This is a genomic window from Acidobacteriota bacterium, from assembly GCA_033549365.1.
Classification (GTDB): domain Bacteria; phylum Acidobacteriota; class Aminicenantia; order Aminicenantales; family Saccharicenantaceae; genus JAWSUF01.
In genome coordinates this window covers 60,001-84,292 of the sequence record JAWSUF010000008.1, presented here as the reverse complement: position 1 = coordinate 84,292, position 24,292 = coordinate 60,001, and the positions used below count along the sequence as shown (strand labels likewise).

Annotated in this window: 16 protein-coding genes and 2 rRNA genes (1 of these 18 cut by a window edge); 11 read left to right on the top strand and 7 right to left on the bottom strand. The window is 56.3% G+C overall.

Features of this window, described 5'->3' with window-relative positions; all coding sequences use genetic code 11:
* Nucleotides 1-7: 7 nt before the first annotated feature.
* Complete coding sequence (locus tag SCM96_11735) at nt 8-865, bottom strand: GNAT family N-acetyltransferase (GenBank protein ID MDW7761288.1); 858 nt, start codon at nt 863-865, stop codon at nt 8-10.
* Between the two features lie 126 nt (nt 866-991).
* On the opposite strand from SCM96_11735, the gene SCM96_11730 reads away from it, so the two are divergent.
* The 5 genes from SCM96_11730 to SCM96_11710 all read left to right on the top strand — a co-directional run bounded on the left by SCM96_11730 (nt 992) and on the right by SCM96_11710 (nt 7,649).
* The gene (locus SCM96_11730; GenBank protein ID MDW7761287.1) at nt 992-1,870 is read left to right on the top strand and encodes a polysaccharide deacetylase family protein; all 879 of its coding nucleotides are present in this window, start codon (nt 992-994) and stop codon (nt 1,868-1,870) included.
* 87 nt (nt 1,871-1,957) lie between these two features.
* Nucleotides 1,958-3,376 carry a radical SAM protein gene (locus SCM96_11725; protein ID MDW7761286.1) on the top strand — a complete coding sequence of 473 codons (1,419 nt, stop codon included), beginning with the start codon at nt 1,958-1,960 and terminating at the stop codon, nt 3,374-3,376.
* A gap of 3 nt (nt 3,377-3,379) precedes the next feature.
* Complete coding sequence (locus tag SCM96_11720; protein ID MDW7761285.1) at nt 3,380-4,075, top strand: glycosyltransferase family 2 protein; 696 nt, start codon at nt 3,380-3,382, stop codon at nt 4,073-4,075.
* A gap of 11 nt (nt 4,076-4,086) precedes the next feature.
* Nucleotides 4,087-5,502, top strand: a complete 1,416-nt coding sequence (locus SCM96_11715) for a radical SAM protein (GenBank protein MDW7761284.1) — start codon at nt 4,087-4,089, stop codon at nt 5,500-5,502.
* A gap of 32 nt (nt 5,503-5,534) precedes the next feature.
* Nucleotides 5,535-7,649 (top strand): hypothetical protein, encoded by a 2,115-nt coding sequence (locus SCM96_11710; GenBank protein MDW7761283.1) that lies wholly within the window; start codon nt 5,535-5,537, stop codon nt 7,647-7,649.
* A gap of 85 nt (nt 7,650-7,734) precedes the next feature.
* On the opposite strand, the gene SCM96_11705 is transcribed toward SCM96_11710, so the two are convergent.
* Nucleotides 7,735-10,044, bottom strand: coding sequence for a PKD domain-containing protein (locus SCM96_11705; protein MDW7761282.1), 2,310 nt, complete (start codon nt 10,042-10,044; stop codon nt 7,735-7,737).
* 171 nt (nt 10,045-10,215) lie between these two features.
* Here SCM96_11705 and SCM96_11700 point away from each other — a divergent pair, with 171 nt between their 5' ends.
* The 6 genes from SCM96_11700 to SCM96_11675 all read left to right on the top strand — a co-directional run bounded on the left by SCM96_11700 (nt 10,216) and on the right by SCM96_11675 (nt 19,029).
* Nucleotides 10,216-12,831 (top strand): PKD domain-containing protein, encoded by a 2,616-nt coding sequence (locus SCM96_11700; GenBank protein MDW7761281.1) that lies wholly within the window; start codon nt 10,216-10,218, stop codon nt 12,829-12,831.
* Nucleotides 12,832-12,958: 127 nt separating this feature from the next.
* Nucleotides 12,959-14,023, top strand: a complete 1,065-nt coding sequence (locus SCM96_11695; GenBank protein MDW7761280.1) for an AMIN domain-containing protein — start codon at nt 12,959-12,961, stop codon at nt 14,021-14,023.
* 45 nt (nt 14,024-14,068) lie between these two features.
* A complete protein-coding gene (locus SCM96_11690) occupies nt 14,069-15,544 on the top strand; it encodes a radical SAM protein (protein ID MDW7761279.1) in 1,476 nt (491 codons plus the stop codon).
* A gap of 705 nt (nt 15,545-16,249) precedes the next feature.
* Nucleotides 16,250-17,371, top strand: a complete 1,122-nt coding sequence (locus SCM96_11685) for a DegT/DnrJ/EryC1/StrS family aminotransferase (GenBank protein ID MDW7761278.1) — start codon at nt 16,250-16,252, stop codon at nt 17,369-17,371.
* Complete coding sequence (locus SCM96_11680) at nt 17,368-18,288, top strand: NAD(P)-dependent oxidoreductase (GenBank protein ID MDW7761277.1); 921 nt, start codon at nt 17,368-17,370, stop codon at nt 18,286-18,288. The genes SCM96_11685 and SCM96_11680 overlap by 4 nt, the downstream gene beginning before the upstream one ends.
* A gap of 9 nt (nt 18,289-18,297) precedes the next feature.
* Nucleotides 18,298-19,029 carry a glycosyltransferase gene (locus SCM96_11675; GenBank protein MDW7761276.1) on the top strand — a complete coding sequence of 244 codons (732 nt, stop codon included), beginning with the start codon at nt 18,298-18,300 and terminating at the stop codon, nt 19,027-19,029.
* A gap of 9 nt (nt 19,030-19,038) precedes the next feature.
* Here the strand turns inward: SCM96_11675 and SCM96_11670 are convergent, their stop codons facing one another.
* The 5 genes from SCM96_11670 to SCM96_11650 all read right to left on the bottom strand — a co-directional run.
* Nucleotides 19,039-21,432, bottom strand: coding sequence for a hypothetical protein (locus SCM96_11670; GenBank protein ID MDW7761275.1), 2,394 nt, complete (start codon nt 21,430-21,432; stop codon nt 19,039-19,041).
* A 108-nt stretch (nt 21,433-21,540) separates the two neighbouring features.
* On the bottom strand, nt 21,541-21,699 hold the full coding sequence (locus SCM96_11665) for a hypothetical protein (protein MDW7761274.1): 159 nt from the start codon (nt 21,697-21,699) through the stop codon (nt 21,541-21,543).
* Nucleotides 21,700-21,857: 158 nt separating this feature from the next.
* Entirely contained in the window at nt 21,858-22,181 is a 324-nt protein-coding gene (locus tag SCM96_11660) for an RNA-binding protein (protein ID MDW7761273.1), read from the bottom strand.
* A gap of 195 nt (nt 22,182-22,376) precedes the next feature.
* A 5S ribosomal RNA gene (gene rrf, locus SCM96_11655) occupies nt 22,377-22,493 on the bottom strand.
* 51 nt (nt 22,494-22,544) lie between these two features.
* Nucleotides 22,545-24,292, bottom strand: a 23S ribosomal RNA gene (locus SCM96_11650); it runs 1,256 nt beyond the window's last position.

Genomic DNA, 24,292 nt, shown 5'->3' with positions numbered 1-24,292 from the left:
CCGCGTTTCAATAGGCGTCGAAATCGATGGCCATGAATCTCAGGGTCTCCGCGTCCACCGTCCTGTTTCCATCGGTCAGGTCTTTGAAAATCAGATTTAAAGGCGAGGGTTTGAGCTTTTTCGGAAAATTGAAGTAGAGGTTTTTCTTCCAGGTCAAACGCGGATCGGATCCCAGCCAGATTTTCACGGGGTTGGCCGAACGTTTTGGCCGGGGGAGCGGTTTTTCAGGATAAAGCGACATCGGAAAATAGCCGATCACCGCCTTGACACCCATTTTTCCCGTCGGCGCAAGAACCGCGAAGTGATCGCCCCAGCGCTTCGTTTCATAGGGGACTTTCGGATTGGCCAGCCTCCACTCCAGAAGATCCCGGTCCCAATCGCGCCGGTACTCATAAGGATCCTCTTCCGGAACGGCGAAGGTTCCCATACCGATTTTCACATCGAGCGGCTTGACCAGGGTGAAGCCCAGCTTCCTTAGAAAACCGTGGGTGCTGTCGGCATTGGCCACCCCGATGACAAACTCATATCCCTGCGTTCGGGCATGGTCATACGTCATTTCGGCCAGGATGGTGAACAGTTTTTTGCCTCGGTGGTCGGGATGCGTGGCGGTGTTCAGGGAAAGAAGCCCTTTGACTTTTTTCCCTTGAAACAAGGCCGTCATGGGTTGGGTGACATAATGGGCGGCCAGGACGTCGCCCCGATAGGCATTGTATCCGACGGCCGGCCCGGCGGGATTTAAATTGTATTGCCACCGGATAAACTCAGGCGACTTGACGTTGTCTTGAAAAACAAGTTTTAAAAGATTCGTCATGTCGTCGATGCCCGCATCGGACAAGTCCAGAAGCCGAAAAGAATAATCGCTCATGATTCATTCCTTTACAAGATATGATGACGATATGATTCTAAGCGGACCGGATCATCGAGTCAACAGCGGGGGCGGCTCGGCTTGACAGACAGCGGCCGAGGGGCTACGATCCGGGAAGAATGACCGATGTCACAAAAAAGTGAGAAGACAGCCCAAGTGTTGAGTCACCCGCCTCGTTTTCTTGTGAGTATCGACCTGGAGGATATCCGGCTCCAGGCGGATTCTCCGGCTGACGGAACCGCCCGGGCTCAGGACAACATGCGGCGATTCCTGCGGTTTTTCGACGATCACAAGGTCAAAAGCACGGTTTTCGTCGTCGGAGAACTGGCTGAAAAGCTGGGTTCCTTCATCAAGGAGATCCGGGCCGCGGGTCACGAGATCGGATGCCACACCCACGACCACGCCCATGTCGCCCGGCTGAGCCCGGACGTTTTTCGCGCCAATATCCTGAAAAACCTGGAGAGTCTGAACGCGCTCGGCATCGAGGACGTCCGCGGGTTTCGCGCGCCGGACTATTCCCTGACTCATTCATCCCGATGGGCTTACGATATCCTGGCCGAATTGGGATTTGCCTATTCCAGTTCCGTCATGCCGGCCAGAAATCCGGTTTTCGGATGGAAGGAATTCCCCCCTTATCCCGTCAGGTTCGATAACGGACTCTGGGAGCTGCCGTTTTCCGTCACCAGCCTGGCCGGGCTGAAAATCCCGTTCTGCGGCGGGGTCTACTGGAGATTTTTCCCGCGGCGGATCCTCGGTCTTCTCTGCCGGCGCCATGCCGGTCGGGGATTTCCCTTGACGGGCTATTTCCATCCCTATGACATCGACAGCGGAGAAAAAAAATACCGGGTCAGCGGAAATCCGGTGTTCAACTGGCTTGTTTTTTACAATCGGTATTCGACATTCCGCAAAATGGCCTGGATTTTCGAAAGATTCCGGACTGAACGCTATATCGATTATGTTCATCGCCTCGAAAGCGCCTCCGTTGAGCCGGCGCCTCAAATTTGACAAAGAGGCATGTTTTCATTATCCTATCCGATCTCTGTGAAAAAAGAGCGACTCCGGTCCGATTTACGCATTTCGGGATGAAACACCATGGATGTGCTCCTCATTAATCCTCCGACCGAGAACCTCGTCAAGACCTTCGCACCGGAGTCCTTGACGGAGGAAGTCGGATTCTACCCTCCCCTGGGCCTGCTTTACCTCGCAGCCTTCGCCAAGGCTGCTCACGGCGACCGGTTCAACATCGAAGTTCTCGACACCCAGGTGGAGCATAAAAGCTATGCCGATATTGAGCGGGTTTTCACGAAGCGGCGGCCCCAAGTCGTGGGCATTTCCTGCATGACATTCCTTCTGATCGACGCCCTGCACGTCGCCCGAATCGCCCGGAAGGTTCTTCCCGAAGCTCACATCGTCTTCGGCGGCACCCATCCCACCATTTACCCCATGGAAATGGCCGGCCGGCCGGAAACGGATTCCATCGTTTTCGGGGAAGGGGAAGTCGCCTTCAGTGAACTTTTGGAGGCGCTGGCGGAGAAAAAGAGCCTGTCCGGAATCCCGGGGGTCGCTTTCAGAGAGAACGGCCGTGTGATCGTGAATCCCGGCCGGAAATTCCTTACGGATCTGGACGCCCTGCCGTTTCCCGACAGGGAACTCCTCCCCTACAAAGATTATTACAATCTGCTGGGAACAGGCCGGGAAATCATGACCAGCCTTTTGACATCCCGGGGTTGTCCCTTCGATTGCGTGTTCTGCACAAAAAAAGACGGCCGGACCTGCCGGATGAGATCGCCGGAAAACGTCGTGGCGGAAATCGAGGTCTGCCTGGAAAAGGGCATTACGGATTTCAACATCGTCGACGATACGTTCACCATCAACAGGAAACGCGCTCTGGCCATCGCCGACATAATCATCCGGAAGGGCTTGCGGATCACCATGGACATCCGGGCCCGGGTCGATCAGGTCGACCGGGAGATGCTCGAAAAACTGGCTGAAGCCGGCTGCAATCGCATCCGCTACGGCGTCGAAAGCGGAAGCGCCGAAGTTCTGAAAGCCTTGAGAAAAGGGATCGAACTTTCGAGCATCAAGCCCGCCTTCGAAATGGCCAAACAGGCCGGCATGACCACCTTCGCCTATTTCATGGTGGGATCCCCGGGAGAAAAAAAGGAAGACATCAAAGCCAGCATCGCCCTGGCCAAGGACCTCGATCCCGACTATGTGCAGTTTCTCGTCACGACGCCTTTCCCGGCGACGGACCTCTACGATCTCGGCCGGGAAAAAGGCATTTTGCATGGAGATTTCTGGCGGGAATTTTCCCTTGATCCGGCGCCGGATTTCATCGCCCAGTGGTGGACCGAGCATTTCACGCCGGAAGAACTCGACCGATGGCAGAAAAGGGCCCATACAAAGTTTTATTATCGGCCCAAGTATGTTTTCCGGCAGCTCCGCGGACTCAAGTCCTTCAAGGAATTCAAGCGAAAGGCCCGCGCAGCCATTAAGCTGTGGACAGGTTGAAAAATGTTAACCCTGACCGTCATCATTCCCGTCTTCAACGAACAGAACACGGTGCTCAAGGTCGTGGAGAAAGTCAAGGCCGTTCCGATCATCAAGGAGATCATCATCGTCGACGACGGATCCACCGACAAAACGCCCATTTTGTTGGAAAGCCTCAGGAGTGATCCGGATATCCGGGTGATTTCCCATCACAAGAACATGGGCCGAGGGGCCGGAATCCGGACCGCCCTGGCCGTAGCCCAAGGCTACATTACGATCTTTCAGGACGCCGATCTGGAAACCTCGCCCTCTCATTACCCCATGCTCATTCAGCCGATCCTTGATGACGAGGCAGACGTGGTTTTCGGTTCCCGGTTTCTCGGAAAGGGCCTGATCAACGGCATGGGCATCCACGCCTATTTCGCCAATGCCCTTCTGACCCAGTTGACTTCCATATTATTCAAATCCAAGTTGACCGATGTTCTGACCATGTTTCAAGTCACCACGACCGAAAGGCTTCGGAACTTGAACATCGAGACGGATTCCTGGGGATCGACCATCGAAATCACGGCCAAGCTGCTGAAAAAAAAGTATCGCATTGTTGAAATACCGGTCGACTACATCCCCCGCAGAAAGGATACGGGGAAAAAAGTGCGATGGAGCGACTTTTTCGGTTGCCTGGGGGCCCTGATCAAATACAAATTTTTCTACAAAGCTTGAAGTCCGGCCCTATGAAACGCGTTCTTCTTCTCAACCCGCCGGGAGACAAGCTGTACCTGAGGGACATGTATTGTAGCTCGGTATCGAAAGCCAATTATTCCTGGCCTCCCATCGACCTTCTTATCCAAAGCGGGATCATCGGTCGAAGCCGCGACGTCGACGTTCTGGACGCCCAGGCTGAAGGCCTGAGCGCCCGACAAAGCCGGGAGAAAATCCGCAAGGGACGCTACGAGGCGATCCTGTTTCTCACCAGCACCGCGTCATGGAGACAGGACTTCGCCTTTATTCAAAAGGTCAAGGAGGACGCCAAGTTCCCGCTCCTCTTGATCGGGAACGGCGATATTCTCCTGTATGAGCCGGAAAGATTCTTGAGAGACTTTCCATGTCTTGATGCCGCCATGTTCGATTACACGAACAGCGATGTCGTTCACTATCTCGACGGCGAGACCGACAAGATCCGATCCATGGCTTTTCGAACCGCGGCCGGGATGGAAATCCGAAGAGAGAAGATCCTCCCCCGCGAATTTGCCTATCCCGTTCCGCACCATGAAAAATTTCCGTTGAGAAAATACCTCCTCGCCCACGGCAAACGCTTCCCTTTCACAACCGTTCAGATGAGTTTTGGATGTCCTTTCCGGTGTTCATTCTGCATCGCCGCCACCCTCGGCTACAAATACCGGGCCTTGGACAATGTTCTCGACGAGCTTCGCCGTGTCGTTTCGCTCCGGATCAAGGAGGTCTTTTTCTCCGATTTCACTTTTGAAGCCAAACGGAAAAACGCGATGGAACTCTGCCGGAGGATGGCTGAAGAAAAGCTCGATTTGTCCTGGACGTGTTCATCCCGAGCCAACACCCTGGATCGTGAGCTTCTGATCCGGATGAAACGGGCGGGTTGCCATACGATTCTGATCGGCGTCGAAAGCGGAAATGCGTCCCTGCTGAAACAATATTCCAAAGGCGTGACGAAAGACGATATGAGACGGGCTTTTTCTCAGTGCCGCGAGATCGGAATACGGACATTGGGGCATTTTATCATCGGCCTGCCCGGAGAAACGGAATTCACCGTTCAGGAGACCATCCGGTTTTCGAAAGAGCTCGATTGCGATCTCGCCTCTTTCAATATTGCCGTTCCGGCCCTTGGAACCCCCCTCAGGGATCAGGCCTTGAAGAACCGATGGCTCCACGGAGATGCTCTCGAATTCGATGCCTCCGGATCCTTTCCGGTCATCGAAACGCCTGATTTTTCCAAGGCCCACGCCCTGTTCTGGCAAAGACGCGCCATCCAGGAGTTCTATTCCCGTCCAACGCGTCTCGCAAGGCACGCCCTGGCGGCCGGATCCCTTTATCAGTGGCGGATTCTGATCCGCAACGGATGGGCGCTTTTCAGAGATTTTCTTCGCAACCGAATATCCCGCCGACGAAATTGACACTCGACACGAAATGAACTTATGATGAGGTCATGTCGCTGACCGTTCGCCGCATCCTTCTCCTCGGGCTTGTCTTCGCCTTCCTCTTCACCCTGAGATTCGTTCATCTCGGCGCCGATCCTCCCGTGGATCTGAGCATCAGCATGGGGTATTTCGGAGACCCCGGAGGCTACGTCGCCAACGCCAGAAACAAGATCGTTTTCGATTCATGGGTTCTGGACACCTGGAATTCCATGTTTATCAGCCCCCTGCCTCATTATCTCAGCTACGCCGTTTTCCGGCTCTTCGGAGTCGGAATCGCCCAGATGAATGCTGTTCCGGTCCTCTTCAGTTGCGGTCTTCTTCTCTTGTTTTTTCTCCTCCTGACAAGGGTCATGCCGTTTTTCCCGGCCTTGGCAGGACTCCTGCTCTTGGGCATGAATTATCCCTTCACGATGTTCAGCCGGATCGGAGTCCGGGCCGTGGAAATGGCGTTTTTTTGCGTTCTGGCCCTCTGGGTTCTGTCGAATCGGCCGGATCCGGACAAAAAAAATCTGGCCCTGGCCGGCGCTCTGGCATTCATCGCTTTCACCGTGAAAGGAACGTTCCTCCTGATTCTCCCGGCCATCATGCTGGGAGTATCCTTCCAGGTTTTCTTTCGTTCCGGAAAAAACATCAAAAAGACGCTCTTGGATGTTCTTGCTTTCGGGATCGGCATGGCTGCCGTTGCCACCGTCTATACAATCTTTTTTTTCCTGCCGAACAGGGAGTTGTTCCTGGCTTTCGGCTCGGACAACTTCGCGTGGCTGACGCCTCGCCGGCTCAGCGAGATGCTCTTGTTTTTCTGGCAGAGACCCCTTTTCTATTTTATGAATTCGCCCGTGACGACGACTCTGGCCGGTCTGGGTTTTCTGGCGGTCACCTTCCGTTGGCTGAGCAATCCGAAGAAGACAAACCTCATCGAAGGAACGGCGGCCGTATGGTTCGCGACAAACATGCTGTATTTCGCCGTCATCTACTACAGGCCGGCTCGCCATTTTATACCTCTGATCGTGGCCATGGCGCTTCTGGCCGCACTCCTGCTGAGAGACATCTTTCTCAAAGACACGCTGAAAAAGCCCGCTCAGGTTCCTCTGTTGTTTTTTTTCCCTCTTTTCGGCTGGTTCCTGTTCGCCGCAAGCGGCTTGATGATTCTTCTCAATCGGCCCGTGTCGACGGCGGATCTGGAAGTCCGATTCCTGCAAGCCGCCGCTGCCGCCGGGATCGGAACCTTTCTCGTGATTCTGTTTCTGAAAAAATGGCCGTCAAATTGGCAACGGCCGCTGAACCGGACTGTCCGGGGAATGACGGTCGTTCTCCTTGTTCTGGCTGCGGCCGTGACCGATGGGCGATCGTATTTGAAGTGGGCCGCGTCTCCGCGCTACGACGTGCGAACGATCTCCGGAGATTTCGGGGCGGCTTTCGACACCATGACGCTGGGGGGGTTGTTGGCTCCCGTGATTTCCTTGGAGAACCGACATCGGGCTCACGCCTATTACACCAACTATATCAACCAGGGCCTCGATTTCCTCGAAAAGTACGGCATCACCCACGTTTTTCTGACAACCTACGCCGTAGAAAAAAAATATTATGAAACCGACTTCCCCGAAGCCATGGCCCGGGCCCGGCTTCTGGGCCGATTCCCTCTCTGGCGGACGCATGTCGAGCTCTTCGATCTTGATCCGGATCCTCTGCCCGAAAGACCGCCGGGTGAACGACTTTTCGAGGGCGAAATCTTCTACGGTGAAAAGGGTTTGCCCCGCTACGACCCGGACGCGTCGGGGGGATGGGCGTTTCGCCTCGACGACGGGAAAAACGGCGGTCTCTGTCAGCTTCCCGACATTTCCTTCGAACAGGGAAACCACACGGCGACATTCTTCATCAAGACGGAAAAACCCGTTGATGCGGACGTCTCTCTCGGGCGGATCGACATCCTGGATCCCCGAAGCCGGAAAGCGGTCGCCTCGCGCGAGCTGAAAGCCGGGGATTTTGTTCAACAGGACGCCGACTATCAGCCGTTCGCCCTGAGGTTTCGGGTCAGGAGACCGTCCAACCTGATCTTCAGGGTCGTGGGATCGGATCGAAGCGCAATCCGGCTCGACAAGGTCGTCGTCCGAAGCCTGGATTGACGAGCCCAAACATCTCCCTGAAAACAGAACGGCCGAGCCGGCCATCAGCCGACCCGGCCGATCTTGTGGATCGATAAAAGCTTGTCTAGGAATTCCCTCCGGTCGAGACCCTCAGGGACCAGCCGCTTTCTCTCCCCTGGTTATCCACAGCCGTCACCACGTATTCGTAGCGGGCCGCGTCCAGTGTACTGGTGTGCTTGCGATCATCAAAGTGGAACTGGGACGCGGAGACCTCTCCAACCTTCACGAATTGGCCGGCGGCATCACTCGTCAGTTTCCGGTAGATGCGATATTGGGCAATCGCGAATAATCCGGCATTCCGTGTGTTTTCCTGCCAGCTGATCCTGTTGAAATAATCCCTGTAGAGGAGCGTTCTGTTGACGTCGGTTTTTACGGCGACCTGGGTCGGGGCCAGAGGTTTGCTCAAGGCATCGATGGTCATCTCGGTGATGTCGACATAGCCGTCATTGTCGATGACCGTGAGTTGAGCCGTAAACGGACCGCTCTTCGTATAGGTATGGGTGACCGTTTTGCCGGACCCGTACAAACCGTCCCCGAACGACCACTGGAAGGTGACGATCTGGCCGTCTTCATCCGTCGATTCCGAGGCATCGAATTGAACCTGGAGAGGCGTCAGTCCGCGTGTCGGCGTCGCCGTGAATGCAGCCGTCGGCTTTTGATACGCAGTGACGGTCGCCGATACCGTATTGGTCTTGCCGTCGTTGTCGGTGACGGTCAAGCTGCAGTAATACTGACCTCCCTTGTCATAGGTCTTCGTCACAAACGGGCCTGTCGCGGTTGTTCCGTCGCAGAAAACCCAATCGTGAGAAACCACCTGGCCGTCCTCATCGAAAGATCCCGATCCATCGAATTGGACCTGAAAGGGCACAACGCCTTGGGTCGCGGAGGGCTTGATCACGGCGAAGGGCTCACCGGTCGAAGCCTCAATGGCCACTTCGGCCAAGCCGACCCGGAAATCGTTGTCCAAAACCTTGAGAACGGCTTTAAAGGTGCCTTTCTGGGTGTAAGTATGCGTCACAACCTGGCCTTCGGCCGTATTCCCGTCCCCGAAATCCCACATGTATTTAATGATCGTTCCGTCGGAATCCGTGGATCGCGTCCCTTCGAATCGTACAGACAAAGGAATAAGGCCCCGAGTTGGGGAGGCATCGATCACGGCCGTCGGCGGGTTCCCGGGAAGGGTGACTTTGGAATGGTAAATATCCCGGCTCGAGTCGCTTGGGCCGTCGGCCCAGACGATATGAAGAACGCCTTTTTTATCTATAGCCAGCCATGGCTGCCAAGGGGAATACATGGGGCTCGCGATAACGATCGGATTCCCCCACGTCCCATTGGGAAGCGCGCGGTTGTAGAGCAGTCTCATTTCGCCTTCGGGCCCTTCGTTCCAAATCGCATGAATGAGACCGTCGTGATACCTCATGTAGGGGAAAAAATTCTGGGTCGTAAAATCACGGCTTAAAGGCATGGGCGCGGTCCAGTTCCCTCCGGGCTTTTTCATCATGTGAAAGTAAGGGCCGATTTTTTGGGAATAAAAGGCGTGAACGGTGCCGCTCGGATCGACGGCAAGGGCGGGATAATATTCGTTCTCAGAATGGGTGGAATTGAGATGGACAAGGGGAGCGCGGTCAAACAACCAGGTCTTGGCATCATCATTATATTCCGCCTCTTTATAGAACATCTTCCAGTTCCCGGAATTCGTAGGATCCGCGGCATGGTTGGTGTCCATCCAGATGGCATAGACTTTTTTGTTCAGTACGGCAAAGTCGGGGTGAATGGAAGCCGCCCATCCCGTGATGGATACGGTCAACCTTTCCGCTCTCTGTATCGGCCAGGCGGCCCCGATGGGATTGACAATCAAGCAAATATCCATAAAGCCGTCTTTGGGATCGTAATTATGACACCAAAGGATATAGATCAAATCGTCTTCGACCTGGATCCTCGGCCAAGTTGAGTTGACACCCGGACTTTCATAGGCAACGAATCGCGAACTCCATTTCTTTTCGCTATGACTGTATCTGGCATAGCAAATCTCCCGGTTTGCAGAGGAATTGCCGTCCTGATACACCATATGAATATCGCCCTTACTATCCAGAGCCATATTGGGAAAACTGGAGGCATTGAATTTGGGCACCACCCGCGTGGCCGCGCTCCATCGGCCTTGATCCACATTGTAAATCATATACCGGAGTTCGGAATCTGCATTGAAATCGCGCCCATCATGGAAAACCAGCATCAGGTTTCCATCTTTCATGGTGATGAGGTTGACAAATTCCGCTTGTCCCCCGCTCTGATAGATTCTCGTTGTTTGAGCACCAAGGAAAGAAAATCCAAGAATAGCGGTGAGCACAAGAGCCGACGCAACGGTTCTTTTCATATTATAACCTCTTCACTCGGAATTCAAATTCTCATTTAATTGAATAGCATATAACTCCGTGGACGTCAAGAGAGGCGCCGTCGCCGGGCCGGATTCGGTTGGGAAATATCACCCTTAAGGGTGGTTGACTTCTTCAATTCGCGATGATTAAATATCGTGCGGGATATGGTTATGGCGCAGAATAAACCGCCGGGGCTAAGCCGCGGAACCGTTTGTCTCCTCCACCTTCTGATGGGGATCTTTCTTCAGTTTCTCACGCCTGTCATCCTGGGGGCTCAAACAAATCTTTCCCAAACGCCCAACAAGGTTTCCGATCTGCCTTTTGTCATCGTCCGTCCGAACGGTGAAGTCATGGTCGCCTGGACGGAAGGAGACTTCAACTCCAGCGGCGTCATCGTCTATAGAATATTAACGGATTCAGGGGGTTGGTCGCCGATTCGAATTGCCGTATCACCCGAAAGAGGTTCGGCCTCGTTGCCGACCATGGCCATCGACGGCCGGGGCGACGTTCACATGTCCTACATGGACGGGAGCGGTTCGACAAACAGGGAAATCTACTACATCAAATACGCCAACGGAACATGGGGAAAGCGGGAGATGGTCTATTTCAGCTATTTGACCAATTCCTCGTGGCCGAGGATCGATGTCGACGGCAACCGCATTTACATCGTCTGGGGTCACAATCACACCACGGATGCGCATGAAAGAAAGATCGATATCGTTATGATGGAAAAGATCGACGGCGGCTCCTGGCCGTCCACCTATCGGTCCGTTTCCGAAACACCCAATTCCGTATCCATTCACTCTTTTGTCAAGGTACGCAACGGCAATGTTCACGTCGCCTGGATGGACGATCTTCACAGTCCCTACAATTGGAACATTTATTACAGGGAGAGAATCGGCGGCAGCTGGAATTCCCGGGTTCATGTCTCTCCCGACTGGAATCAATACGTGCCGGCGATGACCATCGACCAGAATGGAACCGTTCATTTGATCTTCACCTATAGAAGCAATCCCGTCTATTACATGAGAAAACCCCTCAACGGGAACTGGACGTCGCCGATTGCGATCTCAACGGCCAGCACATCGGTCTTCTCTTTCGTGTTCATCAAATACCACGCCAACATGCTGCATGCCGTCTGGAGGCAATCGCACGGCTCGGGGGAATACATTTATTATTCCCGGGGAAACCTCAATGGGCAGTGGGAAACCCCGGTCAAGGTCTCCCACGCCGGTGAAGGCGAATTCCCCGCTTTGGATATTGACGGCCGCGGCCGCGTTCACGTTGTTTACAGCGACATCAACAGCAACGGGAACCGCGACGTCTTCCATGTCCGGCTCGATCAGGTCTCGACCTATCCCATCGCATCTTTCACGGCCTCGCCCATGCAGGGCCCCCCGCCCCTCAACGTCGCTTTCGATGCCTCGAACTCCTATGATCCGGACGGCTCCATCGTGTCGTATTCATGGAAATTCGGAGACGGATCCCAAGGCTCCGGGAAAAAGGTATCTCATACATATACGAAAAGCGGGCTGTTCACCGCCCAACTGACCGTGACGGACAACGAGGGAAAAACAGGGACCAATTCCACGACCATCATGGTCGGACAACAGCCCGTCGCCTTGTTTACGGCCTCACCGACTTCAGGTGGCGCGCCCTTGAAGGTTGACTTCGACGCAACCGCATCCAACGACCCCAACAACGGTTCCATCGTCTCGTATAAATGGGATTTCGGAGACGAGTCCTCGGGCCAGGGAAAAACCATCAGCCATGTCTATCATAAGACGGGGACGTTCACAGCCACCCTCACGGTCAAGAACGATGCCGGGCTGGAGGCCAGCACCTCGATTCAAATCCGTGTCTCCATCATGCCCACGGCGATCTTCAAGACCCACCCCTTCCGTGGAGAAATGCCGCTGGTTGTCCATTTCGACGCCTCGAGCTCCAAGCCCTCCGAAAGCGAAGGGAGCATCATCTCTTACGATTGGGTTTTTGGAGACGGGAAAACCGGATCGGGACGAACGGTTTCCCACACCTACCGGAACCACGGAGCCTATAAAGCCACTCTGACCATAACGGATGACAAAGGGAGAAAAGCCTCGAATTCCTCACACGCCATTGAGGTTCTCGCCCCTCCGGTGGCGGCATTTACGGCAACCCCGAAAAAGGGTGTCGCTCCGCTATCTGTAACATTTAACGCATCGGAATCGTCCGATCCTGACGGTTGGATCGAAACCTACAAGTGGGACCTCGGCGATGGAAACCACATACTCCACCAGGCGAAAACCCTCAAGCATACCTACACCCGGGGCGGAGAAATAGCCGTCCGCCTGACTGTGATCGACAACGACGGGTTGTATCGATCGACATCACAATCGATCGAGATTCTGTATAACCCCTTCCCGCCAACCAAACTGAGCCTTCAAAAAGCCGTCTTCGAGGGTCTGTATTTTTCCAACCACATCAATATTCTCTCCTGGGAGGGAAACTCCCAGAATGACGGCTTCTTCCATATCGTCAAGCATCGCATTTACAGGAAGAAGAAGGGCGAAAGCGACGCCGCGTTCGTTCTCATCAAGGAAGGCCCGGGCACGGTTTTCAAGTATGAGGACGGCGGATTGGGCAGCGTGAAGAATATGGAAAGCTATGTCTACGGCATCGCCTTCATTGACGAGAGAAACCGGGAGAGCCTGAAGACGCATGTCTCCCATCCCGACACGGCTGCATCCCACACCGAACCGATGCGGATCGATCCCGTCCGGGGCAAAAAAACCGTTCTGCGCTGACCCCCGTCTCATATTTTCCGGTCATTTGACAAAGGATTTCTTTTCCTCTATATATATGCGATGTTTGTTAGGATGTATATTCTGTGAATATTGATCTGTTTTTTTGCGTTAAGATGAGGAGGCTCTCTTGAAGAGAAAAGCGCTGGCTATCATGTTTTCGATTTCCCTGTTCGTTTTCGGAACCCAGTTTTCCATAGCGGCGGGCGGCTCAGAACTCAGGAATCTCGTCATTCAGAAAGAACCGGGACGGTTGGCGGTGACGCTTCAGACGGCTGAGGCGGTCGTCTACGAAAGCTTCACTCTGATGGGACCGAACCGGCTCATTTTCGATCTGCAGAACACGACGTATTTTGCCGTCGAACCTCTTATCGCCGTAAAGCATATGGGCGTGGTCAGCATTCGAACGGCCCAGAACAGACCCGATGTCGTCCGTGTCGTCTTCGATTTCGCCGACGGAATCCCGCCCTATGTCATCGGCGACTCCCCCGAGGGCATCGTCGTGACCTTCCGGGAACCTGACCCTGAACCTGAGCCGGAAACGGTCCGGGGTGTGGTGCCCGTTGCGGCCAAGCCGGTCGAGACGGAGGCGCCGAAACCGGCCCCCGTGAAGCCCAAGGCCGCTCCGGTCCGTAAGGACAAGCCGGCCCCGGCGTTCACGGACGCTCCGGGACGAATGCTCGCCGCCGGACTCCAGGCAGGTCTTTATCTCATGCAGGATTCGGACTTCCAGGAGCTCTACGGGAAGAGCGCCATGTTTTTCGGCGCCGGAGGCTCCTATTTCCTTTTCCTCAACGGTCAGGAAGCCGTGGGCGTCGATCTGGATTTTAAAGTCATCGGCGCCGAGGGCAAAACGTCCTTTCTGGAAGAGGACATCAAGTTGCGTCTCATTCCGTTTTCCCTCTCCGCCGCCTATCTCCGGAAATACGCAAACATCATGCCCTACGTGGCCCTGGGCGCGGATTTCCTGTCCTACCGGGAAACCTACCCCACGGACTTCGCCGTTCCCGAGACTTCCGGAACGACGCTGGGGGTCAATATCGCCCTCGGCACCTATGTCGCCGTTTCGGACAACATTCTTCTCCGGGCTTTTGTGAAATTTCACAGCCTGAGGGCCAAAATCGAAGAGGACCTGACCGTCAACTTCGGGGGCAATGAAATCGGCTTGGGTATCAGCTATCGTTTCAACTATTAGTCTCTCGAGCCCGCCGGCCCATCGCATGATGCAGGCCTTTTTACGATGAAGAGAGTTCTCCTCGTCTACCCCGGCTATATCGTCCGCGAACAGCCGCTGAACATTCTCTACATCTCGGCGGCCGTCAAGGCCGCCGGTCACGACGCGCAGCTCTTCGAGATCACGCCTTACCGCAAGCGACCTCTTTGGGGCGACCCATTCCGAATCATGGTCCGGGCGTTCCGGGAAGCATTTGCATCTTACCGTCCCGACGTTGTCGGCTTTTCCGTGATGTCGGTCAACACCCGGATTTCCTCCGTTCTGGCTCGGGCGGCCAAGGCCGAAAACCCCGACGTGCTTATCGTTTACGGAGGCATCCACCCCACCATCGCTCCCGAGGAGACGATCGCCGAGGATTTTGTGGATGCAATCTGCCGGGGGGAAGGCGACGACACCATGATCGACTTCCTCGAGGCTCTCGATCAGGGGCGGGACTGGTCGGAGATTCCCGGCCTCTGGACAAAACGGGACGGGGCCGTCCGGCGCAATCCCCTGAGGCCGCTGATCCGGGATCTGGACCGGCTGCCCTTCCCCGACCGCGCCGCCCTGCCGCCCTCCAGTCTCAACGCCGAACTCTACGGCGTCAATCTTCTGACCTCGCGGGGCTGCCCCTTTCCCTGTGCCTATTGCCAGAACAAGTTCCTCATGGACCTTTACCGGGGCGAGCCGTCCTTCGTCCGCTACCGGAGCATCGACAACGTCTTCGCCGAAATCGACGCCGTTCTGAGAGAGTTCCGGCCCGGACGACTGTCGTTCTCGGACGAATCGTTCACCCTGAACAAGGCCCATCTCCGGGATTTCTGCGCCGCTTATACCCGGCGCTACAGGCTGCCCTTCCTCTGCCAGACCCGGCCCGACCTCATCGACGAGGAAAAGATCGTCATGCTCAAGGAGGCCGGCTGCGATTTCATCAACATGGCCATCGAATCCGGAAATCCGGACATCCGCAACGGCGTTCTCAAACGCAATATCTCCCAGGATCAAATCCGCACCGCCTATACCCTGGCCCACAGACACGGCATCCGGACGGGAAGCTTCAACATCATCGGGCTGCCGCAAGAGACTCCGGCCTCGGTTTGGGACACCATCAACCTGAACAAGGAACTCCAGCCCGACCGGATCATGTGCACCATTTTCATGCCTTTCCGGGGCACGGAACTCGGCGAGAAATGCCTGGCCGAGGGCTGGCTCGAGCATCCCATCGACGACTCTGAAATTTACTATACTTACGTCTCCATCCGGCACCCCACCATTTCGGGACGAACCCTTTTCGGATATCAGGGCTTCTTCGATTATTATGTCCGCCTGTCCCGAAAGCTCTACCCTCTCGTCCATTTTCTCCGGCTTCTCTACCAGCGGCTGCCTCTGACGACCGACCGGCTTTTTCCCCCGATGCGCCTGCTTCGGGAGGCCGTGATCGACTTCGTCTACCGCATGAAGCGCTTTCTCCCCGGCCGCGGCATCCGCATGAAGACAAGGTAGCGGGGCCGGGGTTGTGCGCGAGCCGAGATTGCCGTGCATGCTTCGTCGGCTTCCGCTCGGGGATGGTCGAGGCGGCCTTGCTCCCGCTCGGGTTTTTAACGCCGTTCCCTCGCCGTCCCGAGAGGCGCCTGCGGAACTCGCACGCCTTATTGAGCCTCTTCCAAACATCCAACACATCCAGCAGCATTTTCGATTGCCGGTTCAAGCTCAGACATCCTCGGCGCCCAAAATCCGGGTTCCCTCTCGGAACGGCGAGGGAAGGCTAAACCCTCCCATGGTCGCTGCGGCCATCCCCGACCACCCCCGCGGAAGCCTCCTTGCTGGAGATAAAAGGTGCGACGAAATCGATGCGGTGAGATCGGCTCGCCCGTAGGGTGAAAACGCCCGATATGGAGAAAAGAAGATGAACCCGGCGTTATGACGCACAGCCCCGGCCTCGGGACTGTGCGCGAGTCGAGATTGCCGTTCCGGCAAGGAAGCGGCTTGTGAAGGCGTAGTGAACCTACGTCGAACAGGCTGCGACGAAGCCGGAATGGTGAGATCGGCTCGCCCGTAGGGTGAAAACGCCCGATATGGAGAAAAGAAGATGAACCCGAGCGTTTTCTCGCACAGCCCCGGGGTTGTGTGGGGGTCGGGATTTGCGCTATACTTGGCAGGTCTTACGCGCCCGGCGGACGGGCGTTTCGGTGACCGGAGGACACTGGCATGAAAATTCCGCCCCTGAAAGTGACGTTTTCCCGCTCCGACCGCAGGGAGATCCTGCGGAGGATCGACGCCGCTCTGGCCAGCGGCTACGTCGTCATGGGCAGGAACGTCGAGGAGCTGGAAAAGGAGTTCGGGTCCCGCTTCGGCGCCAAGCATGCCGTCGCGGTCAGTTCGGGCAGCAGCGCCCTGGAAATCGCCATGAGGCACCTCGAGGTCGGGGGCCGGGACGTCCTGCTTCCGGATCTGACGTTTTTTTCGACCGCCTCCGCCGTTCTCTTCGCCGGCGGCCGCCCCCGTCTGGCCGACATCGACCTCCGGACGTTTTCCGTCAGTGTCAAAACTTTGGAAAAACGCCTGACGCCCCGGACGGCCGGCGTCATCGTCGTTCATATCGGCGGCATCATCACCCCGGAAATCCGGGATATCCGCCGCTGGTGCGACGACCGGGGTCTCTGGCTTGTCGAAGACGCGGCCCACGCCCACGGCAGCGCCTTCGACGGCCTTTCGGCCGGCCGCTTCGGCTTGGCCGGGTGTTTTTCCTTCTTCTCGACAAAAGTCATGACCAGCGGCGAGGGCGGCATGATCGTCACCGACGACGACGCTTTCGCCGACAAAGCCCGGCTCCTCCGCAACCATGGGAAACCCGAACCCTGGGTCAGCTTTCACACCCACCTCGGCTCCAACTGGCGGATGAACGAATTCGCCGCCGCCGCCGGATTGATTCAACTTCGGAATCTGGATAAATTCATCGCCCATCGGGAAAAAATCGCCTCTCGCTACACGCGCCGTTTGGCCGGCCGGCCCGAGCTCGAACCCGTTCTTCCGGTGGGGCCGAGCTCCTGGTACAAGTATATCGTCCTTCTCGACGGCGGCATCAACAAGGCCCGGCTGAAGGCCCGCCTCAAGGAAAGGGGCGTCTCCCTATCCGGAGAGGTCTATGACGTCCCCCTTCACCGGCAGCCCGTCCTGGAACGTTTCGCTCGAAGCCGCTTCCCTGCGGCCGAAGACGCCGCCCGCCGCCATATCTGCCTGCCGCTCTACTATGGCATGACTCGGGCTGAAGCCGACTATGTCGTCGATCAGCTTCTCGAGACCCTACACGAAAAGGAGGTTCGAACGTGAAAATACTCGTCACCGGAGGGTCCGGATTCATCGGCAGCCATTTGGTCCAAAATCTGCTCGATCAGGGATACGAGGTGTCCGTCCTCGATTTGCGACAACCCATCCAGGACGTCGAATGGATCAAAAAGGACATCCGGGAAGATCTCGGCAATGCCTTGCAGAAGTTCGACACGGTCTTTCACCTGGCCGCCCTGGCCAACGCCCGGAAGTCCTCCGAAGACGCCCGGCTGTGTTTCGATATGAACGCCGTGGGTACCCTGAACGTCCTTCAGGCCGCCCTTAAAGGGGACGTCGAACGGGTGTTCGTCGCCTCCAGTTCCTGGGTCTCGGGAGCACAGGAAGGGGATGTCGTCAACGAAAAGAGCCCCTTTAACCTGGAATCCATCAACACCATCTACGGCGCAAGTAAAATCGCCCAGGAGATGCTGGGCTTTTCCTTCTACAGCGAATACCGCGGGCCGAAATACGTCGTCCTGCGCTACGGCATCCCCTACGGCGAACGGATGTGGAAGGGCTTGGTCGTCCGGGCCTTCATGGACATGGCCGAACGGACGGGCATCATCAGCATCATGGGCGACGGCAAGCAGTTCCGCGAGTTTCTTTACGTCGGAGATCTGTGCGACGGGCATGTCCAGGCCCTCAAACCTCTGGCCGAGAATAAGATATACAATCTGACCGGCCAGCGGCCCATCACCATTGAGGAAATCGCCAAGGAAGTCATCAAGCATTTCCCGGCCAAGATCGAATACATCCCCCAGGCCCGGGTCGAACCCAAGATCAAGCGCGTCCACAACTGGCTGGCCGAAAACGAACTCGGCTGGGTTCCGCGCACGTCCCTCGAGGAAGGGATCCGGAAATGCGCCGAATGGTGGAAATCCCTGAGCGAGGCGGAAAAGGCCGAAGACTACTGGTGCTGAACCCCTTTCATGGTTCATGTCATCATCCCGGTTTTCAACAAGCAGGGCGAGCTCGAACGGAACGTCCGGGCCGTCCATGAGTTCCTCGGACGGCGCCTCGAGGAAGTCCACGAAATCATCCTCTGCGACGACGGCAGCCGCGATGCCTCACCGGACATCGCCGCCCGGCTGGCCGCCTCTCTCCCCCGGATTCGGGCTCTCGGATATGCCCGGAACATGGGCCGCGGATATGCCGTCAAATTCGCCGGCCGGACCTGCCGGGGTGAAAATATCCTCTTCATCGATCTCGACTTTCCTGAGACGACGGCGCTCGAAAAGCTTCTGGATATGGTGGCGCGCCTGGAGTCCCGCCCGGTCGTCATCGGCTCCCGGTTTCATGCCCTTTCGAAGACCCGGAGATTCCGCTGGAGGAGGTTCGTAGGCGGGAGTTACCGGCGGCTCGTCCGGATGTTTTTTCCCGGTCTCGGCGTCAGCGATCCGGATACGGGATTCAAGGGATTCCAGCGGCCGGCGTTCGAAGCCATCAACCGGGTCAGCCGGATGAACCGCTGGCCTTGGGACCTCGAAGTGCTGGTCATCGCCCGGGCCCGGGGCCTGGCCGTGACCGAAATCCCCGTCGATTGGATCGAGACCCACGGCCGGCATGCGACATCCGTGAAAATCCTCAGAGACAGCCTGGAAGAACTGGCCGGGATTCTCAAGATCCGTTGGAATCTTTTCCGGGGGATCTACCGGACCTGAAGACGGCGGTTATTGCGCGGGGCGGGGTCGCACCGGCCGGATGGAAAAAAGAAAGGGGTTTTCGGCCGTCGACACGTCCGAGAGCCGGTCGAGTTGAATCGTGATCCGGTAGAGATGGGCTTTTTTCCAGTTGTAAACCGGAGGTGAAGGCAGGGATACCGCCCGAATTTCGTTTTCGACCTTGTCTTCGAAAAAGACGTGGTCGAAGGCCGTCAGAACCACATCATAGGCGCCCGCCTCCGATCCCAGGACAATCTCGAATTCTCCGAACTCCCGCCAGGATGTGAAATAAAACATGTAGGCGCGGTCGGCCTCGCGGAGCAGGAACCGTCCGGGTTCCACCATGCGGCCGGAGCGCGAGAGAGCATAAAAGGTGATTTTATCTCCTGACGGGTAGGCGGCCGGGGCGGGATAGAGCAGCAAGGGACGCGGATAACAAATCAGCCAGAAGAAAAAGACCAGGTTGGCGGCCAGGACAAAGGCGACATGGTGGCCGAACTTGAGCCGGAGGTCGCGTTTCCCGAACAGGACATAGGCTGCGACAAAAAGGATCAGGAGGCCGGGCCAGACGAAATTGGGAGTCCACCGCCATTCTTCCACCTTGATGAAAGAGGGCAGGATGTCCGTCAGATGGAAATGGGTCTGGCTCAGGAGATAGAACAATCCGCCCCCGCGCTCGGCCTGTCCCACCGTCGTCTCCTGATACAGAGTCAGCGGATTTTTCAAGAGCACGAAAGCCAGAATGAAGCCGATCCCGGCGGCGCCGTTGAAAAGATGGCGGAACATCCGGCGGCCGCCGTTGGCGAGAAACGCCCCGATAAGAATCCCCAGGGCCCAGATAACGGGGACCAGAGGTCGGGCCTGGGGGGCATAGCCGGCCCTCTGGGTCATGAAGGCATAGTTCAGGACAAAGGGCCCGCAGAGAAAAAGCAGGAGCCAAAGATCCTTTGTGTTTTTTCGCGCCAGATCGACAAGGCCGAGAAAGGCGAAAAAATAAATCGGGGCATAAAACAGAAGGCCGTCACGCTGATCGAAGAAATACCCGGCCAGGGAATCCAACCTGTAGCGGAGCGGGATATCATGAATAAGGCCGCGAACGAATTCCGCAGACTCCATGGACGTCAGAACCCCGGTGTTGGAAACCGCGGATAAGGAAAAAGATCCGTAAAGGGAATATTGGAAAAAGAAATAGATGGCACCGACCACGGCAAACGGCGCCAGAAAGAGCGCGACGGCACGATAATCTCTCGACCGGCGGGCCAGGAGATTCCAGAAGATATAGAGAACAAAGGTTCCGATAAGCGGGACATACTTGAGGGCATGAAACCAGATCAGCGAGGCCAGCAGGATTCCCGAAGCCAGACTTTGCCACCTGGGGGGGGCCGGGTTGAATCGATAAAACCGGAAGACCGTCAGCAGGATGAGGGCAACGACGATCTCGGGATAAACATGAAGGGAATAAAACAGGACCGGAGCTGAAAACGTGAACACCGCCCAAAGACCCAGGGCGGTTTTTTCCCGCCCCCAGGCCCGACGGGCGAAAAGAAACAGCTGAAGGCCGAGAAGGGCACCGAACAGGCTCATGCCGAAACGGAGGGCAAGAACCAGGCCCGTCTTGCCGAAAAGCGAACCGGCCGCATAAAACGGAATCATGAGAAAGGAGATCCCCGGGGAATGGAAAGAATAGGCGCCTTCCGTTCGGACGCCGGGAGCCAAATGGGGATGGATGAAAGCATAGTCCGGCATGAAGCGTGTGTAATCTCGGTCGGCATAGTTGTTGGTCAGATCGAAATCCCCATCATGGAGCAGGCTGTGAGTGATCAGAAGGAAATGGGGCTCATCCCCGGAAAACAGGGACCCTTCCGAGGTTATGATCAGGGAACCCATATTGATGACGACGAGCGCCGCGATAAAAAGAAGAAGTTTTTTTTTGCCTGACGACAGGGCCGCGACTTTCTCGATCCCGCGCCGTAACGGATTGGGAGTGTCCATGACCCAGGGCCGGACCAACGCGACTTTCAGATACACAAAGGAACCGCCCACGGCCAGAACCAGAAACTGCATCCGCTCGGCGAGATCGTCGGAGCTGATGTAATTGCGCCAGGCGAGAGGCGCGAGGGCCAGAGACAGAAGAGGCAGATAGGTCAGAAAATCACGGGAGAGGACGCGGGGGTAAGCCACAGACAAAACCGTGGAGACGGCTTTGGAAAAGATCGTCCAGGAGACGAGAAGCATCACGAAAACGACCAGGGTGCATCCCAGTATGTCGACGGCGGTGGGAGCGAAGACCCTGTCGAGGATGGTAAAGCCCGGGAGATCCCGCCGGAACAGCATGAAAACACAGCAGAGGAACGCCAGGGGAAGAAAAAGCAGGGTCCGGGGACACCATGTCTTGAGTTTCATTGTCCTGACGTCTCTCCGTGCCCATTCCTCGCAAATCAGGTGTCTGAAGACGGGGCGGGATGCCCGCGCCGCATGCGGCGCGGCTTCTGAAGCGAGCCGGGATTCCGGCTAGCCGGCGTTTTCGGATTCGGGCGAAGAAGCCTCTTCGCCGTCCTCCAGCGGCTTGACCTTGCCCAGGCGCCTCAGTCTTTTTTCTTCCTGTTTTTTCAGGCGTTGCAGTTCTTTGCCTCTCTTGGCTCCCTTATAGTTTCTGTTGGCTCTTCCCAATAATTCGTCCTCCTTCGATTTTTTTGGCTATCATAGCACAATTTCCCTTCGATCGGCACCCCCGGAATCCGTTTTTTACAAGATGAAAAAAAAAGGCGGACTCCCCTTTCGGGGCGTCCGCCCTCAGTTCAATTCCGTTCAGCCGATCGGTTCAGCCGTCAGTAACGGCCGCGTCCGCCGCCGAAACCGCCGCGGTCGCCGCCGCGTCCGCCGCCGAAGCCGCCACCGCGCGGACGGTCGGTCCGGGGACGGGCTTCGTTGACCGTGATGTTCCGGCCCTTCATGTCCTTGCCGTTCAGGGACGAAATGGCCTTGTCGGCCTCGTCCTTGTTCGGCATCTCGACGAAGCCGAAGCCCCGCGAATCGCCGGTGAACTTGTCCTTGATGATGGCCGCGGAGGACACATCGCCGTAGGCCGCGAAAGCTTCGCGGAGTTCCGACTCGGACACGTCTCTGGACAGGTTGCCCACATAGATATTCATACTTTTCTCCCTTCCACCGTGAACGCCGTCGTGGAAGGGAGCCCGTGCTCGGAATTCATTCGCCCTCTTCCTTACCGTATCGCCCGGTGTTTAAACAAGTCTTCGGACCGGATCCGTGAGAAACGTTGTCCCCCGCCGGCCGATCCGTCATATTCATTGCCGATGGCATTATAGCACATCGGAAGATAAAAAAAAACCCGGCAACGTCCTACTCTCCCACCAAGTTGCCCTGGCAGTACCATCGGCACCAGAGAGCTTAACTTCCGAGTTCGGAATGGGATCGGGTGTTTCCCCTCCGTTATGGTTGCCGGGATTATAATCCCGTTTTTCTGAAACATGGCGTTTTTTGTCTTGATAAACTTTATGGTCAAGTCTCACGGGCTATTAGTACTGGTCAGCTTCACGCGTCGCCGCGCTTTCACACCCAGCCTATCAACCTCGTCGTCTTCGAGGGCCCTTCAGCCCTTTCGGGAGGGAGATCTAATCTTGAGGCGCGCTTCCCGCTTATATGCTTTCAGCGGTTATCGCAACCGAACGTAGCTACCCAGCGATGCCCCTGGCGGGACAACTGGTACACTAGAGGTTCGTCCATCCAGGTCCTTTCGTACTATGGACAGCCCCTCTCAAATCTCCTGCGCCTACCGCGGATAGGGACCGAACTGTCTCGCGACGTTCTAAACCCAGCTCACGTACCTCTTTAACCGGCGAACAGCCGGACCCTTGGGACCTGCTTCAGCCCCAGGATGAGATGAGCCGACATCGAGGTGCCAAACAGTCTCGTCGATGTGAGCTCTTGGAGACTATTAGCCTGTTATCCCCGGCGTACCTTTTATCCGTTGAGCGATGGCCCTTCCATACGGGACCACCGGATCACTAAGCCCTGGTTTCCCACCTGTTCGACCCGTCGGTCTCACAGTCAAGCTCCCTTATGCCTTTACACTCTACGGCTGATTTCCAAACAGCCTGAGGGAACCTTAGGGCGCCTCCGTTACATTTTAGGAGGCGACCGCCCCAGTCAAACTACCCACCTAACACTGTCCCTCATCTGGATCACAGATGCAGGTTAGAAGCCCAGAACATTAAGAGTGGTATCTCACCGATGACTCCATCCCTCCCGAAGGAGGAACTTCAAAGTCTCCCACCTATCCTGCGCATAATGAACCGAAATCCAATGCTAGGCTGCAGTTAAGGTGCCGGGGTCTTTCCGTCCAGCGGCAGGTAGCCGGCGTCTTCACCGGCTCCACAATTTCGCCGTGCCCCTCCTTGAGACAGCGCTCCAGTCGTTACGCCTTTCGTGCGGGTCGGAACTTACCCGACAAGGAATTTCGCTACCTTAGGACCGTTATAGTTACGGCCGCCGTTTACCGGGGCTTCGGTTCAAAGCTTCGCTTGCGCTAACCTCTCCCCTTAACCTTCCGGCACCGGGCAGGCGTCAGACCCTATACGTCGTTTTTGTGACTTAGCAGAGTCCTGTGTTTTTATTAAACAGTCGCCAGAGCCATTTCTCTGCGGCCTCCTCGCGCTTCCCGGACGTAGGCCCGGTACAACGCTAATGAGGCACCCCTTTTCCCTAAGTTACGGGGTTAACTTGCCTAGTTCCTAAAAGAGGGATCACACGTGCGCCTTAGAATTCTCTTCTTATCTACCTGTGTCGGTTTACGGTACGGTCACCCGAAACACTCCTTAGAGGATTTTCTCGACAGTAGGGAATCAGCAAGTTCGGAAGCCCGTAGGCGACCTTCCCCGCCGTGCTCAGGGTTATGAGCTCCCGGATTTGCCTAAGAGCTCCCCCTAACTGGCGGCCGCACACATCCAGACGTGCGTATGCTTATCCTCCTGTGTCCCCCCATCGTACAAACGTCTCTCGGGTGGTGCAGGAATATTGACCTGCTCTCCATCGGCTACGCCTTTCGGCCTGGCCTTAGGGACCGACTAACCCTGGGCGGACTGACCTTCCCCAGGAAACCTTAGATTTTCGGCGTTGCGGGTTTCAACCGCAATTTTCGCTACTCATGCCGGCAGGGTCTCTTCCAAAACGTCCACCGGAGCTCGCGCCCCGACTTCACTCGCGTTGGAATGCTCTCCTACCAAAGGCGGAATCCGAAGATCCC

Bases quoted from the DNA above. Each gene is read 5' to 3' on its own strand.
- SCM96_11700 (MDW7761281.1), top strand. From the start codon at position 10,216: ATGGCGCAGAATAAACCGCCGGGGCTAAGCCGCGGAACCGTTTGTCTC.
- SCM96_11710 (MDW7761283.1), top strand. From the start codon at position 5,535: ATGTCGCTGACCGTTCGCCGCATCCTTCTCCTCGGGCTTGTCTTCGCC.
- SCM96_11670 (MDW7761275.1), bottom strand. From the start codon at position 21,432: ATGAAACTCAAGACATGGTGTCCCCGGACCCTGCTTTTTCTTCCCCTG.
- SCM96_11725 (MDW7761286.1), top strand. From the start codon at position 1,958: ATGGATGTGCTCCTCATTAATCCTCCGACCGAGAACCTCGTCAAGACC.
- SCM96_11730 (MDW7761287.1), top strand. From the start codon at position 992: ATGTCACAAAAAAGTGAGAAGACAGCCCAAGTGTTGAGTCACCCGCCT.
- SCM96_11690 (MDW7761279.1), top strand. From the start codon at position 14,069: ATGAAGAGAGTTCTCCTCGTCTACCCCGGCTATATCGTCCGCGAACAG.
- SCM96_11705 (MDW7761282.1), bottom strand. From the start codon at position 10,044: ATGAAAAGAACCGTTGCGTCGGCTCTTGTGCTCACCGCTATTCTTGGA.
- SCM96_11720 (MDW7761285.1), top strand. From the start codon at position 3,380: ATGTTAACCCTGACCGTCATCATTCCCGTCTTCAACGAACAGAACACG.
- SCM96_11735 (MDW7761288.1), bottom strand. From the start codon at position 865: ATGAGCGATTATTCTTTTCGGCTTCTGGACTTGTCCGATGCGGGCATC.
- SCM96_11715 (MDW7761284.1), top strand. From the start codon at position 4,087: ATGAAACGCGTTCTTCTTCTCAACCCGCCGGGAGACAAGCTGTACCTG.
- SCM96_11685 (MDW7761278.1), top strand. From the start codon at position 16,250: ATGAAAATTCCGCCCCTGAAAGTGACGTTTTCCCGCTCCGACCGCAGG.
- SCM96_11660 (MDW7761273.1), bottom strand. From the start codon at position 22,181: ATGAATATCTATGTGGGCAACCTGTCCAGAGACGTGTCCGAGTCGGAA.
- SCM96_11675 (MDW7761276.1), top strand. From the start codon at position 18,298: ATGGTTCATGTCATCATCCCGGTTTTCAACAAGCAGGGCGAGCTCGAA.